Consider the following 14,069-nt stretch of genomic DNA (forward strand, 5'->3'; position numbering starts at 1 on the left):
CTGTGAGACGAATTGTGATACGAAAGCAGTCCTCTTGCAGTGCCGCTTTTGTCCAGATTGTTGGTGACGAGGTCCGTAGCGATGAGCGTACCCGGGCTAGCTCCAGACAAAGGCAACGTGTTCCTTGCCTCTATCGTCAATGACAAAAGCCCGAACGTACATGCGAAAATTTTCGGCGACATACACTTCGGTGCGAAAAGTCTTGAGTGCTGACGCGTCAACGTGATGTCGCCGAAGGTGTTCCGCTAATCCAGCCCGGTAAGCCTCTACACATTGTTGTACCCGTGGCGGGAGGTCGCGCGAATCTTCGCCGTCGGCAGGAATCCAGCTGATGATGACCTTCTCGCCGCGTCGCTCTCTGGCCAGCGTGTACACGTCTTCAAAGACGAAGGCATCGTCCACGTAGTTCATTTCGCTCATGAAGGAGTGCGACCAGTTATGCGCCATCGAGCGGATAAGTTTGTACTTCATCTACTTGTGCTCCTCGTGTGCGCCAATGCCAGCCATTGGCAGTTCCTTCGTGCTTGTTTCAAGCGAGCACCTTGCGGGTGTCAACTACCTGCTGACCAGGTTGGTAAATCAAAACTGCGTCCGCGCATGTAGACACTTCTGGCGCTCAATGTTGAGCACGTGTCCGAATGTCAGACCTGACCCCGGCTTTTGCGCGGATCAGAACGCAAAAAGCCCAGTCCGAAGACTGGGCTTTTTGCTTGCATTCTGTGGGGTGGCTGATGGGGCTCGAACCCACGACAACAGGAATCACAATCCTGGACTCTACCAACTGAGCTACAGCCACCACTGAACTACTACATCTGTCTCGTTGTTTCCGCGACAGAACAAGATTATATAAACTTTAGCCCGTGCTTGCAAATTTAATTGCATGTCGAAGCAGAGGGCGCTTGCGGCTCGGCAATGTCGACCGCGTACACCGGCGGGTCGATCCCCAGCAGGCTGCGAAACGCTGCCGTCAGCGCCGCCGCATTGGCCGTCGTATAGCCCGTCAGCCTAGCTGGCAGCGCATCCGAACCAACAGCCCGCGCCAACCCACCAGCCGCCAGCAAACGCGCCAGTTGCCGCGCCACAGCGTCCCCTGTATCCACCAGCGTTACATCACCACGCCCCGCATCCACCAGCAGCCGCTCGATCGCCCCACGCACCAGCGGATAGTGCGTGCAGCCCAGCACCAGTGTATCGGCATCCTGCGCCAGCAGCGGCGCAATGAAGCGCTCCAGCATGGCCGTCGTGACGCTTGATTCAACCTCGCCAAATTCAATCTGGTCGGCCAGGCCGACACACGGCTGCAGCAGGAAGTCGACGCCCGTGTCCTGATGGATCTGGTCACGCAGTTGCAGGAACTTGTCGCCGCGCAGCGTGCGTTCGGTAGCCAGCACGCCGACCTTGCCACTGCGGGTCAAAGCAGCAGCCGGCTTCAACCCCGGCTCCACCCCCACGACCGGCATCCCCGGATGCGTCTCACGCAGCACGCGCACGGCAGCCACGGTGGCCGTATTACACGCCACCACCAGAGCTTTCGCACCTTGCGCAATCAGAAAATCAGCAATCGCCAGCACACGCGCAATGACGAGCGACTCCGGCTTGTCGCCATACGGCGCATAGCCGGAATCGGCCACATACAACAGGTGTTCATGCGGCAGCTGCGCCTGGATGTGGCGCAGCACCGAGAGACCGCCGACGCCCGAGTCGAACATGCCGACCGGGGCGTCGTGCGTAAGCGTGGTGGATACCATGCTGGAGGGGAGAGGGGTTATGCGACGTTGATCGGCACGCCGCGCAGCGATTCGATCTTGGCCGACCATTCCTTCGGGCCAGTCGTGTGGACCGACGTGCCGGTCGAATCGACGGCGACGGTCACTGGCATGTCGGTCACGTCGAACTCGTAGATCGCTTCCATGCCCAGGTCCGCAAAGCCGACGACGGTCGCCGACTTGATCGCTTTCGAGACCAGGTACGCCGAGCCGCCGACCGCCATCAGGTACGCCGATTTGTGCTTCTTGATCGACTCGATTGCCGCCGGGCCGCGCTCGGCCTTGCCGATCATCGAGATCAGGCCGGTCTGCTCGAGCATCATGTCGGTGAACTTGTCCATGCGCGTGGCGGTCGTCGGGCCAGCCGGGCCGACCACTTCGTCGCCGACCGGGTCGACCGGGCCGACGTAATAGATCACGCGGTTGGTGAAGTCCACCGGCAGCGACTCGCCCTTGGCCAGCATGTCCTGGATGCGCTTGTGCGCAGCGTCGCGGCCCGTCAGCATCTTGCCGTTGAGCAGCAGCGTCTGGCCAGGCTGCCACGAAGCGACTTCTTCTTTCGTCAGCGTGTTCAGATCGACGCGCTTGGATTTCTGCGTGTCCGGCGTCCAGTTCACATCAGGCCAGCTCGACAGCGCAGGCGGTTCGATGTAGACCGGGCCCGAGCCGTCCAGCACGAAGTGCGCGTGGCGCGTGGCGGCGCAGTTCGGGATCATCGCCACGGGCTTCGAGGCCGCGTGGGTCGGGTACATATTGATCTTCACGTCCAGCACCGTGGTCAGCCCGCCCAGGCCCTGCGCGCCGATGCCAAGCGCATTGATCTTGTCGCACAGCTCGATGCGCAGCTCTTCAAGCTTGTTGTTCGGGCCGCGCTGGCGCAGCTCGTACATGTCGATGTCTTCCATCAGCGACTCTTTGGCCATCAGCATCGCTTTTTCGGCAGTGCCGCCGATGCCGATGCCGAGCATGCCCGGCGGGCACCAGCCCGCGCCCATCAGCGGCACGGTTTTCAGTACCCAGTCGACCAGCGAGTCGGACGGGTTGAGCATGACGAACTTGGTTTTATTTTCCGAACCGCCGCCCTTGGCCGCGACTTTCACGTCGACGGTTTCGCCCTCGACCAGCTCCATGTGCACCACGGCCGGGGTGTTGTCCTTGGTGTTCTTGCGCTCGAAATGCGGGTCGGCGACGATCGAAGCGCGCAGCTTGTTGTCGGCGAAGTTGTAGGCGCGGCGCACGCCTTCATTGACGGCATCCGTGACGGTGCCCGTGAAACCCTCGAAGCGCACGCCCATGCCGATTTTCAGGAACACGTTGACGATGCCGGTGTCCTGGCAGATCGGGCGCTTGCCTTCGGCGCACATGCGCGAATTGGTCAGGATCTGGGCGATCGCATCCTTGGCGGCCGGGCTCTGCTCGGCCTCGTAGGCGCGCGCCAGGTGCTGGATGTAATCCGCAGGGTGGTAGTAGCTGATGTACTGCAGTGCTGCCGCGACCGATTCGATCAGGTCGTCTTGGGTAATCACGGTTGCCATGTTCGCTCTTTCAGGAGTACCAGGAAGGTTCTGTTTTAAGAATGCTTGTCGTTGTGCGTGCTCATCACGATGCGGTCGGTGTAGGCAATCGCCATGGCCGAGAGCAGGAACGCGAAGTGGATCAGGGTCTGGAAGAACAGCGTCTTCACGTCGTAGGACGACGCATTGATGAAGGTCTTGAGCAGATGAATCGATGAAATGCCGATGATCGCCATCGCCAGCTTGGTCTTCAGGACCGACGCGTTCACGTGCGACAACCACTCTGGCTGGTCCGGGTGGCCATCCAGGTGCATGCGCGACACGAACGTCTCATAACCCCCGATGATCACCATGATCAACAGGTTCGAGATCATCACCACATCGATCAGGCCGAGCACGACCAGCATGATGATGGTTTCATTGAGCCGGGTAGGGCGCGCGGCGCCCGGGACGCTGACGGCATCGATGATGTGTTTGAGCGAGTCGGCGTTGCCCATGGCGGCGCCGATCAGGTCGACGAGTTCGACCCAGAAGTGAAAGACGTAGACGCACTGGGCCAGGATCAGGCCCAGATAGAGCGGCAGTTGCAGCCAGCGGCTCGAGAAAATCAGCGAATTGAGGGGCGACAGCTTGCGAAAAGGCTGGTTCGGGGGCAGGGACGACATCGGGATGGAACTCCAGGAAATGCGAGAAAATTCAGCACGGCATTTTACACCGGCGCCAGCGTTACGGTGTCGTCTGGCGCGCACTTGTCCGCTTTGCAAGCGACGGCGTTAGAATGGGTCAGGCGGCATCTGCCGGTCGCCGGGGGCGATGTGTAAGGGCTCAGTAAGCGAGCGCCCCTATGGTATCGGCATAACCCACTAACTAGAATGGAGACTGATATGTCCGACAACGAGACGACGCAGGAGCAATCCCAGGGCCTGCAAGAGCACCGCGTGTTCCAGCCGCCGCACGAATTTGCCGCCAACGCCACGGTCAGCGGCATGGCTGCTTACGACAAGCTGTGCGCCGAAGCGGCCAGCGACTACGAAGGTTTCTGGGCGCGCCTGGCGCGCGAGAACCTCGACTGGCACAAGCCGTTCACCAGCACGCTCGACGAGTCCGACGCACCGTTCTACAAATGGTTCGGCGACGGCCAGCTCAATGCGTCGTACAACTGCCTCGACCGCAACCTTGAAAACGGCAACGCCGACAAGACCGCGATCATCTTCGAAGCCGACGACGGCGCCGTCAACCGCGTGACCTACCGCGAGCTGCACGAGCGCGTCTGCAAATTCGCCAATGCGCTCAAGTCGCGCGGCATCAAGAAGGGCGACCGCGTCATCATCTACATGTCGATGTCGGTCGAAGGCATCAGCGCGATGCAGGCCTGCGCCCGCATTGGCGCGACCCACTCGGTGGTGTTCGGCGGCTTCTCCGCCAAATCGCTGCAGGAGCGCATCATCGACGCCGGCGCGGTCGCGGTCATCACGGCCGACGAGCAGCAGCGCGGCGGCAAATCGCTGCCCCTCAAAGCCATCGTCGACGAAGCCCTCGGCATGGGCGGCTGCGACACGGTCAAGGACGTCATCGTCTACAAACGCACCGGCGGCGACGTCGCTTTCAAGGAAGGCCGCGATTTGTGGCTGCACGAGCTGGTCGAAGGCCAGTCGGCCGACTGCGAGCCGGAATGGGTCGACGCCGAGCACCCGCTGTTCATCCTCTACACGTCCGGCTCGACCGGCACCCCGAAAGGCGTGCAGCACTCGACCGGCGGCTACCTGCTGTGGGCCGCGCTGACCATGAAGTGGACGTTCGACCTGAAGCCCGACGACGTCTTCTGGTGCACCGCCGACATCGGCTGGATCACGGGCCACACCTACATCGCGTATGGCCCGCTGGCCGTCGGCGGTACGCAGGTCGTGTTCGAGGGCGTGCCTACTTTCCCGAACGCCGGCCGCTTCTGGAAGACGATCGAAAAGCACAAGGTCAGCATCTTCTACACGGCGCCAACGGCGATCCGCTCGCTGATCAAGGCGTCGGACGTGGACGAGAAAGTTCATCCGAAGAATTCCGACCTGTCGAGCCTGCGCCTGCTGGGTTCGGTCGGCGAGCCGATCAATCCGGAAGCCTGGATGTGGTACTACAAGAACGTCGGGGGCGAACGCTGCCCGATCGTCGACACCTTCTGGCAGACCGAAACGGGCGGCCACATGATCACGCCGCTGCCGGGCGCGACGCCGATGGTGCCGGGTTCGTGCACGCTGCCGCTGCCGGGCATCATGGCCGCGATTGTCGATGAAGCCGGCGCCGACGTGCCGAACGGGCAGGGCGGCATCCTGGTCGTCAAGCGCCCATGGCCGTCGATGATCCGCACCATCTGGAACAACCCGGACCGCTTCCGCACCAGTTACTTCCCGGACGAGCTGGGTGGCAAATACTACCTGGCGGGCGACGGCGCGATCCGCAACAAGGACACGGGCAATTTCACGATCACGGGCCGCATCGACGACGTGCTGAACGTGTCGGGCCACCGCATGGGCACGATGGAAATCGAATCGGCGCTGGTGGCCAATTCGCTGGTGGCCGAAGCGGCGGTGGTGGGGCGCCCGGACGACACGACGGGTGAATCGATCTGCGCCTTCGTCGTGCTCAAGGGTGCGCGGCCAACGGGCGAAGAAGCGAAGAAAATCGCCAATGAGCTGCGTGCGTGGGTGGGCAAGGAAATTGGGCCAATCGCCAAGCCGAAGGAAATCCGCTTCGGCGACAACCTGCCGAAAACCCGCTCGGGCAAGATCATGCGCCGCCTGCTGCGCGTGCTGGCCAAGGGCGAGAACATCACGCAGGATGTGTCGACGCTCGAGAATCCAGCGATTCTGGAGCAGTTGAAAGAATCGGCGTAATCGCAAGTAGCTGCACCGGCCTGCGGGCCGGTGAAAAAAATGCCCGTCTTCGCACTGCGAACACGGGCATTTTTTATGACGTAGGGTGGATGGCTCCGCCATCCACGCGTCCAACCACCCTCACAACTTCTGCAACTGCTCCTTGGCATACGCCGCACCCGCACCGGTCGGCGCCAATTCAAAGTACGTGGTGAATGCCACCTCGAACACGAAGTCGCCGCCTCCCGATCCCGGCAAGCTGCTAAAGGCGGGCGTCTGCCAGTCGGGAACGATGCCATTCGCAGGTGGCGATGGGAAAGCAGCTTGTCTCGCCGTTGTCAGGTCGGTCTTGTACTACCGGGAATTGTTGTTATAATGAGCGGCTTCGTGGAATGCACACGTTGACCATCAGGAGAGATGGATGAGTGGTTTAAGTCGCACGCCTGGAAAGCGTGTGTAGGTTCATAGCCTACCGGGGGTTCGAATCCCCCTCTCTCCGCCAGATTTTACGAGGGTTCCTAAATCCTTGATTTTAAAGCGTTTTCTTGTCCTGCCATTGCTCCATTTGGAGTGTGGATTTGGAGTAATAGAAAACGCTTTTTTCTTTTCCGATGTTGTGAAAATAGTACGAAAGTTTTCGTCCGACATGACTCTCGAATTCAATCCCCTTACGTCCATCCTTTCAATATTTGGCGCTTTGGGCGTTGCTGGACTCATCGGATGGATTAAGAAGGCCCGACTAGTCGCATTGGTTCCGAAAACTTTTTCCTACTCCGAACTTACCGAAAGTGGTCATGGTCAACTCGTGGAGATCGCGGTTTTCAATCGCGGTTGGAAAACTGAAGACACAATCGATGTGACCATGAATCCGACGTTGTCGTATCAAATGCTGGGTGCCAATAGCCAAGACGTTAAAGTAGAGAAAAATCGGCTCAAAATTTCTAGGGTCGGACCGGCAGACGAAATCACAACACTGCTGATCGTGGAAAAGGGAACTTTCCAACTTGGGGATATACTTCAGATTGTCTCGAAAGAATCTAAGGGAATCATCGTCTCTAAGGCTGAAGAAATTGGCCTGACCGGGCCACAGCGAATCCAAGTCGTAGTTTACCTTGTAATTATGCTATTGACAATCGGTGCCATTGTCTATTTCTTTTCGCAGATTACCGGATATTCGTCAGCTTCTCAAAATGAGCCACCGCCAGCCATAACAAAGAAAGACGATCTTCCAGTAAAAGTCGGCGATTGGAACATCCAGGAACATTATCGAAGCAAAGACAATTCGCTATACCAAGGATTGCTTAAGAATGAGATAAAATTCACTGTAGGCACCGCCCACTCGAAAGGGGATAGTACTTTAGTTCCGGTGCGAATGACTAACACTGGTGCGTCACCGCTGTTGGTGACGTTATCAATGAATTCTAATGCATCAGCGGGTCGTATCCCTTCCTACGAGTTGCGTAGCTCTGAAATTACTTTGGCAGCAAATCAAACTATTGAACGATCGATTCGCGTTATTATCCCGATCCGCAGTTCAGAAATGGATCGTTCCGTTTACATGGAAGTTTTCATCAGATCAATTGACGGCGAAACTTTGCAGATGAAGCAGATTTACACAGTGAAGTGAAAGTTATTCCCCATAGCGTTACAGCGGTTTTATGTGCGTTTCGTTACTGGCTAGGCGGAGTTTCCTGAACTAGCTGAAGGCGCACAAGTGTTGTTTCGTTACATTCGACGCAGGTAGCTGAAAGCGCATCTGGATATCGTAGCATTTCTGTAGTTTTCGTTTGAATAAAGTTTGTATGGGCGCACGCCTTGCAAACTATTGGCGTCAACCTTTGGACGTAAGTAATTTGGTCACCGTCGCGACTGACCGCATCGACGGGGTCAGGTCTGACATTCGGACACGGCCTCGGCTGAAGCAGGGCAACAAAGCAAAGCAGGCCAACGTGACCACGTCTAGTAGTCGGAAACACGGACACAGCCCCGGCTTCAGCGAAGGCGATGGCGTCAAGAAGGCAATGCAAATGCCAGGCAGCGAGAAGCAAGGCACGAAGCCGAGCCTGGCATTCGGAAACAATCTCGCCTGGCGGCGGACAGCTTGGAAGAAATTAATCGACTAAGGGATTGATATACCGTTATATCCCATCGGTGACTGGCCTTATCCCGCTGGTATCCTGCCAAAACAGTCGCGACGCGGCACACTGATAGGGGAGGCGCTGTCGGGATGATGGTCCGGTGTCGTCACCGTAGAACGGCGCCACCGTTGTGCTGACGACAGGTCTGGCAATAGCCGTGTCACCCGCATGCGCCCCGCATTTTTTCGACCACGCAGCGGCGACTACACGATGCCACGCGCGAGTTGCGTCATCTGTAATCATCCCCCGCTCAAAACATCACGACCGCTTGTAACGCAGCCACACGCCGCCACCGTCCTGAACCTCTGCCGATTCGAGTTTCAGATAACTCGGCTGCTTCCAGGCTTCTTCGGCAATTTCAAACGATGCAGGATGATGGCCTCGCCCGTCGACCAGCGGCAGTATCAGCACGCTGACTTCATCGACCAGCCCGGCGTTGACGAAGGAGCCGCTGACGTGCGGGCCACCTTCGACAATCAGTCGCTTCGTGCCCAGCTCATCGGCCAGGGTTTGCACGACCTGCGCCAGATCGATATCGGTTTTGCCTGCGAAAAAATACGACACCTCGATCGACTGCAGATAGGCCAGATAGTCGTCCGACACGGCTTCCGTCAAAACCGCAACAACGTGGGAGCCGAGTGCCTCATTGCTTTTCCATGCAACCTTGCCATGACCATCAATGGCAATGGCGTAGGTTTTCGCGTCACGCTTGGCGAAATAGGGCGTACGTGGGATCGGCTCCTTTGCCAACCCTTTCGGATAACCTTCGCCATGCGCGATTTCTTCCATGGTCGTGCGGCCGCAAATCCAGCCATCGAAGTCAAACGTGGCGGCCAGCTTTTCATACAGCTCGCCTGCGGCTTTCTTGAAGGGCCGATCCCAGCCATCGGTCAGTGCGTGGCCGTCGATGGACGACATCATGTGGCAAATAACATAGGGTTTCATTAGATTCTCCAAAACGAGACATGAAAAAGTTGCTCGTCAATTAAAAAGGGTCATGCCCCGTCATCAAAGTCGGCAGACACGCTCAGATCACGGTGCATCGAGATATCGCGAACGCGTTCCTGCAGGCGCTCAACAACGGCATCGAAGCCCCAGGCGCCGAGCACGAGATGCCGTGGCGCGTCGGCGCCGTTCGCAATCGTGACCATGGCCTGCGCGGCCCTGACCGGGTCGCCGGCCTGCGCGCCGCTGGTTTCTTTGGTGACGGCCAGGCGCTTTGCCGCCGTATCGGCGTAATCGGCAATCCCGCTCGTTGTCTGGCGCAAGGAGCGGCCCGCCCAATCCGTGCGAAATGGCCCGGGCTCGACGCAGGTCACGCCAATTCCCAGCGGAAGCACTTCGGCGCGTAGCGCATCCGACCAGCCCTCAACCGCATGCTTGGACGCGGCATAGTAGCCAGACCCCGGATAACCGATGAGACCAGCGACCGACGTGATATTGATGATGTTGCCCTTGCGCTGCTCGCGCATCAGGGGAAGTACTGCCCGCGTCATGGCAAACAGGCCGAAGACGTTTGTGTCGAACTGCGCACGGATTTCAGCTTCTTCACCTTCTTCGGCCGTGCTCTGGTAGCCATAGCCGGCGTTGTTGGCCAGGACATTGCTGCGTCCGAATCGTTCGCGCGTCGCGGCAACGGTTGCATCGATATCTTCAGAACGCGTGACATCCAGAAACAGAGCGAGTACACGATCCGGTGCGCTGCGTTCGATGTCTGCGATGGTGTTCTTGTCGCGCGCGGTGACGACCACGCGCCAGCCGCGCTGAACGATCAGTTCGGCCAGGGCGCGGCCCAGGCCGGTTGAACAGCCGGTGATGAACCAGACCGGCGTGTTGTCTTGCTCGGGAGAGCCCTGCATCACTTGTTCAAGTGCTCGCGCACCTTGGCCGCACTGTTGCCCACCTGGCCAACCACGCGCTCCAGCTCTTCTTTACTGATGCCAAGGGCTTCAGTCCAATAGCGGACCTCATGGGTCTCGGTGAGACTGATGAGGTTGCGGTCCGGGTTGCCTTTGTTCGAAAGATTATCTGACATGGGTATCTCCTCAAAACTTCAGGATGCGCGGCCAGAGAGCACTGAGTCAGTGCGTGATTTCACGAACCGCTTAACAACATGCGTGCCGTCCCGATAACGCAGTGCTGCCTGTCTGTTGTTTTCACGGCATGCAGTTCGTCCACTGTTTTATGCAATTCGTCCACCGTGCACCAGTGGTAACCGCGATTTGCCCGATGCCTCGCTTGAAGAACTTCGTGGATACATGAAAGGCAATAAAAATTGCAATATGAATATTGATTTGGCACACCAAGAATCTGCTAGAATATTTTACAAGCAATAAAAATTAATAACAATCTACAAAAGTTTCATTGTCTGAGCCACGGCCAGCTCAGGAAATGCCGCTCCCCGTCACTAATATTGATATTCCACGGAGTCCCGTCCCATGCGCATCAAGTCAGTCCTGCTGTTGCTGTCCGCTTTCATCACCTTCAGTGCGGGCATCGCCCATGCCGGCCCGATCCTGGTCCAGAACGGCAATTTCGAGCTGACCTCGAACGGTGGCAACAAGAAGATAAACGGCACCACGGTCGATGCAAAAGGCACCACGTTGACCGGCTGGACCAGCAAGGAAGGCAACGGCGGCTCAGGCGGCTACAACTTCGTCCTGGATGGCGCGACCGCCACCACGACCACGTCGGCGTTGCGACTCGAAGGCACCAAAAACGGTTTCACCGCCTCGCCAACCGGCGGCAATTTCTTCGCGTCCGACTCGCAGTACTACCCGGGCCAACTGTCCCAGCTCATCAACGGCCTGACGATTGGCACCTCGTACCTGCTGACCTTTGACTTCGCACTGGCGCAGCAATCCGGCTTCGTCGGCGCCAACTACGACAATTACTGGCAGGTCGGCTTTGGCAAAGCCACGCAGAACAGCACCAAGCTGAGCATCCCGGATGACGGTTTCAGCGGCTGGAAGTCGGCCACGATGGCCTTCACCGCCACCAGCGCGAGCGAGATGCTGTCGTTCCTGGCCCGTGGCACCGCGCCGGGTGCGCCGCCATTCCTGCTGCTCGATAACGTCGCGCTGAACGCCGAAGTGCCTGAGCCAGCCACCTGGACCATGCTGCTCGGCGGCCTGGGCCTGATCGGCTTCTTGGCGCGCCGTCGACGCAACGGTCAGGTCTGAGAGGACGACCGGGGCGCGGCAAGTCAGCCTGCTGCGACCCGGTCGTGACGCCACCATGCACTTTTCACCCGCCGAATTCGCTGCCACCGCACTGCGCCTGTGCGTCTGGCTGATCCTGCTCACGGCCCTGTTCGTGCCGCTGGAGCGCTGGTTCGGCGTGCGCCACGACGGGCCGAACGGTGAGCTGCGGCACAATCTCGCGTATTACTTCCTCAGCAGCCTGGTGCCCATTGTCCTGCTGAGCGCACCGATGGCGCTGCTGGCCGCGCTGGCCGCCTGGCTGGTCCCGGATGCGTTGACCGCCACAGTTGCCGGTTTGCCGCTCGCGGTGCGCATGATGCTGGCCTTCGTGGTCGCCGAAACGGGCTTCTACTGGGGCCACCGGCTCAGCCACGAGCTGCCGTGGCTGTGGCGCTTCCACGCGCTGCACCACAGCACCGAGCGCATGCATTTTCTGGCCAATACCCGTAGCCATCCGGTCGACATGGTCATCACGCGCCTGTTCGGCATCGTGCCGCTGTATCTGCTGGGTCTGGCCAGCCCGACGGCGGCCGGCAGCGCTGCGCCTGCCGCACTGATCGTGCTGGGCACGCTGTGGGGTTTCTTCATCCACGCCAACCTGCGCTGGCGCTTCGGCCCGCTCGAATGGTTTGTTACGACGCCGGCCTTTCATCACTGGCACCACAGCCGGCACGAACACATCAACCGCAACTACGCGTCCACGCTGCCGTTCCTGGACCGCCTGTTCGGCAGCCATTATCTGCCGCACCACTGGCCGGCCGAAGTAGGGACGGACACGCCGCTCGCGCCCACGGTCACGCGCCAGCTGCTCGAGCCGCTGCGGCCGGCGCTGCCAGCCAGGGCGGCGGCCGAACAGCCGTTTTGACAGGCGACGCCAATACAACGGCGCCGCCCGGATCTGGTTGATTGACGACGTGATCGCGTACAATGACGTGCCAATCACTACCAAACACACCTAATGGAATGGCTTTTTGACCCAAATATCTGGGTCGGCTTGTTCACCCTTGTCGTGCTCGAGATCGTCCTTGGCATCGACAACCTGATCTTCATCGCCATCCTGGCGGACAAACTCCCCCCGCACCAGCGCGACAAAGCCCGCCTTGTCGGCCTGTCGCTCGCCATGATCATGCGTCTTGGCATGCTCACCGTCATCGCCTGGCTCGTCAAACTCACCGCGCCCCTGATTGCACTCGGCCCGCTGACGTTCTCCGGGCGCGACCTGATTTTGCTGGTGGGCGGCTTCTTCCTGCTGGCCAAGGCCACGATGGAGCTGCACGAGCGCGTCGAAGGCAAGCTGCACGTCGCCACCGGCAAGCGCGCCTATGCCAGTTTTGCCGCCGTCGTTGCGCAGATCATCGTGCTCGACGCCGTGTTCTCGCTCGACGCCGTGATCACGGCGGTCGGCATGGTCGAGGAACTGGGCGTCATGATGGCTGCGGTCGTGATCTCGATGGGCGTCATGCTGTTCGCCTCGAAGCCGCTCACGCGCTTCGTCAACGCGCATCCGACCGTTGTCGTGCTGTGCCTGAGCTTCCTCTTGATGATCGGCCTGTCGCTGATTGCCGAAGGCCTGGGCTTCCATATTCCGAAGGGTTACCTGTACGCGGCGATCGGCTTCTCGGTCGTCATCGAGCTGCTGAACCAGCTGGCGCGCCGCAACTTCGTCAAGCAGGATGCGCACATCCCGCTGCGCGACCGCACGGCGGATGCGGTGCTGCGCCTGCTGGGGAGCACGCGCGGGATCGAGCCGGGCGACGAGCCGGAGACGGTCACGAACAAGCAGCAAAAGCTAAAGCCGGACGAGCCGACCTTCGAGCTCGAGGAGCGCAATATGGTCAGCGGGGTCCTGAGCCTGTCGCAGCGTTCGGTGCGCTCGATCATGACCAACCGCTCGGACATCTCGTGGATCAATATCGAGGACGATGCCGACACGATCCGCGCCCAGCTCCTGGCCACGCCGCACGGCTTCTTCCCGGTCTGCCGGGGCGAGCTCGATGAAGTGATCGGCGTCGCGCGCGCCAAGGACCTGATCGCCGACCTGGCGCTGTCGGGCGCGATCGATGCGAACCATATCCGCGTGCCGATCATCGTGCCCGACGCCAGCGGCGTGCTGAAGGTGATGGATCGCCTGAAACGCTCGCACGGCCAGCTGGTCCTGATCGCCGACGAATACGGCACCTTGCAGGGCCTGGTCACGCCGATCGACATTCTCGAAGCCATCGCCGGCGAATTCCCGGACGAAGACGAGCAGCCCGTCGTGCAGGACCTGGGCGGTGGGCGCTGGCGCGTGGATGGCACGGCCGACCTGCATTATCTGGAACAGGTGCTTGAGGTGGACGCGCTGGTGGGCGACACCGACGACTACACGTCGCTGGCCGGCCTGATGCTCGAGCGTTTCGGCACCTTGCCGCTGGTGGGCGACGGCATCGAGATCGAAGGTCTGCGCATGGAAGTCGAAGAGGTACTGGAGCGGCGTATCGCCTCGGTACTGGTCACGCGCATTGATGACGCGCAGGGCTGATGCGCTTTTTGCGTGTCCGGAAACACGCTCGCATTGCACGGTAAACAGGCCCCGAAATACCGC

Annotated in this window: 13 protein-coding genes and 2 tRNA genes; 7 read left to right on the plus strand and 8 right to left on the minus strand. The window is 59.8% G+C overall.

Going from position 1 to position 14,069, the window contains the following annotated elements; all coding sequences use genetic code 11:
- Positions 1-96: 96 nt before the first annotated feature.
- The 5 genes from AC56LN_RS16305 to AC56LN_RS16325 all read right to left on the minus strand — a co-directional run bounded on the left by AC56LN_RS16305 (position 97) and on the right by AC56LN_RS16325 (position 3,945).
- Positions 97-471, minus strand: coding sequence for a hypothetical protein (locus tag AC56LN_RS16305; RefSeq protein WP_499573246.1), 375 nt, complete (start codon positions 469-471; stop codon positions 97-99).
- Between the two features lie 249 nt (positions 472-720).
- Positions 721-796, minus strand: a tRNA-His gene (locus AC56LN_RS16310).
- Between the two features lie 76 nt (positions 797-872).
- Entirely contained in the window at positions 873-1,748 is an 876-nt protein-coding gene (gene murI, locus AC56LN_RS16315; protein WP_499573248.1) for a glutamate racemase, read from the minus strand.
- 17 nt (positions 1,749-1,765) lie between these two features.
- Positions 1,766-3,301 (minus strand): fumarate hydratase, encoded by a 1,536-nt coding sequence (locus AC56LN_RS16320; protein ID WP_482897730.1) that lies wholly within the window; start codon positions 3,299-3,301, stop codon positions 1,766-1,768.
- A gap of 35 nt (positions 3,302-3,336) precedes the next feature.
- Positions 3,337-3,945 carry a TIGR00645 family protein gene (locus AC56LN_RS16325; RefSeq protein WP_482897731.1) on the minus strand — a complete coding sequence of 203 codons (609 nt, stop codon included), beginning with the start codon at positions 3,943-3,945 and terminating at the stop codon, positions 3,337-3,339.
- Positions 3,946-4,164: 219 nt separating this feature from the next.
- Here AC56LN_RS16325 and acs point away from each other — a divergent pair, with 219 nt between their 5' ends.
- From acs to AC56LN_RS16345, 4 genes are all read left to right on the plus strand, one after another.
- Positions 4,165-6,165, plus strand: coding sequence for an acetate--CoA ligase (acs, locus tag AC56LN_RS16330; protein WP_499573250.1), 2,001 nt, complete (start codon positions 4,165-4,167; stop codon positions 6,163-6,165).
- 390 nt (positions 6,166-6,555) lie between these two features.
- Positions 6,556-6,646, plus strand: a tRNA-Ser gene (locus tag AC56LN_RS16335).
- Between the two features lie 144 nt (positions 6,647-6,790).
- Positions 6,791-7,771 carry a hypothetical protein gene (locus tag AC56LN_RS16340; RefSeq protein WP_499573252.1) on the plus strand — a complete coding sequence of 327 codons (981 nt, stop codon included), beginning with the start codon at positions 6,791-6,793 and terminating at the stop codon, positions 7,769-7,771.
- 175 nt (positions 7,772-7,946) lie between these two features.
- Complete coding sequence (locus tag AC56LN_RS16345) at positions 7,947-8,267, plus strand: hypothetical protein (protein WP_499573254.1); 321 nt, start codon at positions 7,947-7,949, stop codon at positions 8,265-8,267.
- 273 nt (positions 8,268-8,540) lie between these two features.
- Here AC56LN_RS16345 and AC56LN_RS16350 read toward each other — a convergent pair whose 3' ends face one another.
- Genes AC56LN_RS16350 through AC56LN_RS16360 form a run of 3 tightly spaced genes read right to left on the minus strand, consistent with a single transcriptional unit; the run spans position 8,541 to position 10,317 of the window.
- Entirely contained in the window at positions 8,541-9,227 is a 687-nt protein-coding gene (locus AC56LN_RS16350; protein WP_499573256.1) for a dihydrofolate reductase family protein, read from the minus strand.
- A gap of 50 nt (positions 9,228-9,277) precedes the next feature.
- On the minus strand, positions 9,278-10,141 hold the full coding sequence (locus AC56LN_RS16355) for an oxidoreductase (protein WP_499573258.1): 864 nt from the start codon (positions 10,139-10,141) through the stop codon (positions 9,278-9,280).
- Positions 10,141-10,317, minus strand: a complete 177-nt coding sequence (locus tag AC56LN_RS16360) for a DUF3606 domain-containing protein (protein ID WP_499573260.1) — start codon at positions 10,315-10,317, stop codon at positions 10,141-10,143. The genes AC56LN_RS16355 and AC56LN_RS16360 overlap by 1 nt, the downstream gene beginning before the upstream one ends.
- Positions 10,318-10,720: 403 nt before the next feature.
- On the opposite strand from AC56LN_RS16360, the gene AC56LN_RS16365 reads away from it, so the two are divergent.
- The 3 genes from AC56LN_RS16365 (at position 10,721) to AC56LN_RS16375 (ending at position 14,006) form a co-directional block, all read left to right on the plus strand.
- Positions 10,721-11,464 carry a PEPxxWA-CTERM sorting domain-containing protein gene (locus tag AC56LN_RS16365; protein ID WP_499573262.1) on the plus strand — a complete coding sequence of 248 codons (744 nt, stop codon included), beginning with the start codon at positions 10,721-10,723 and terminating at the stop codon, positions 11,462-11,464.
- 55 nt (positions 11,465-11,519) lie between these two features.
- Positions 11,520-12,350 (plus strand): sterol desaturase family protein, encoded by an 831-nt coding sequence (locus AC56LN_RS16370; RefSeq protein ID WP_499573264.1) that lies wholly within the window; start codon positions 11,520-11,522, stop codon positions 12,348-12,350.
- 93 nt (positions 12,351-12,443) lie between these two features.
- Positions 12,444-14,006, plus strand: coding sequence for a TerC family protein (locus AC56LN_RS16375; RefSeq protein WP_499573266.1), 1,563 nt, complete (start codon positions 12,444-12,446; stop codon positions 14,004-14,006).
- Positions 14,007-14,069 lie beyond the last annotated feature (63 nt).

Source organism: Telluria sp. ZT3P26 (genome assembly GCF_059686035.1).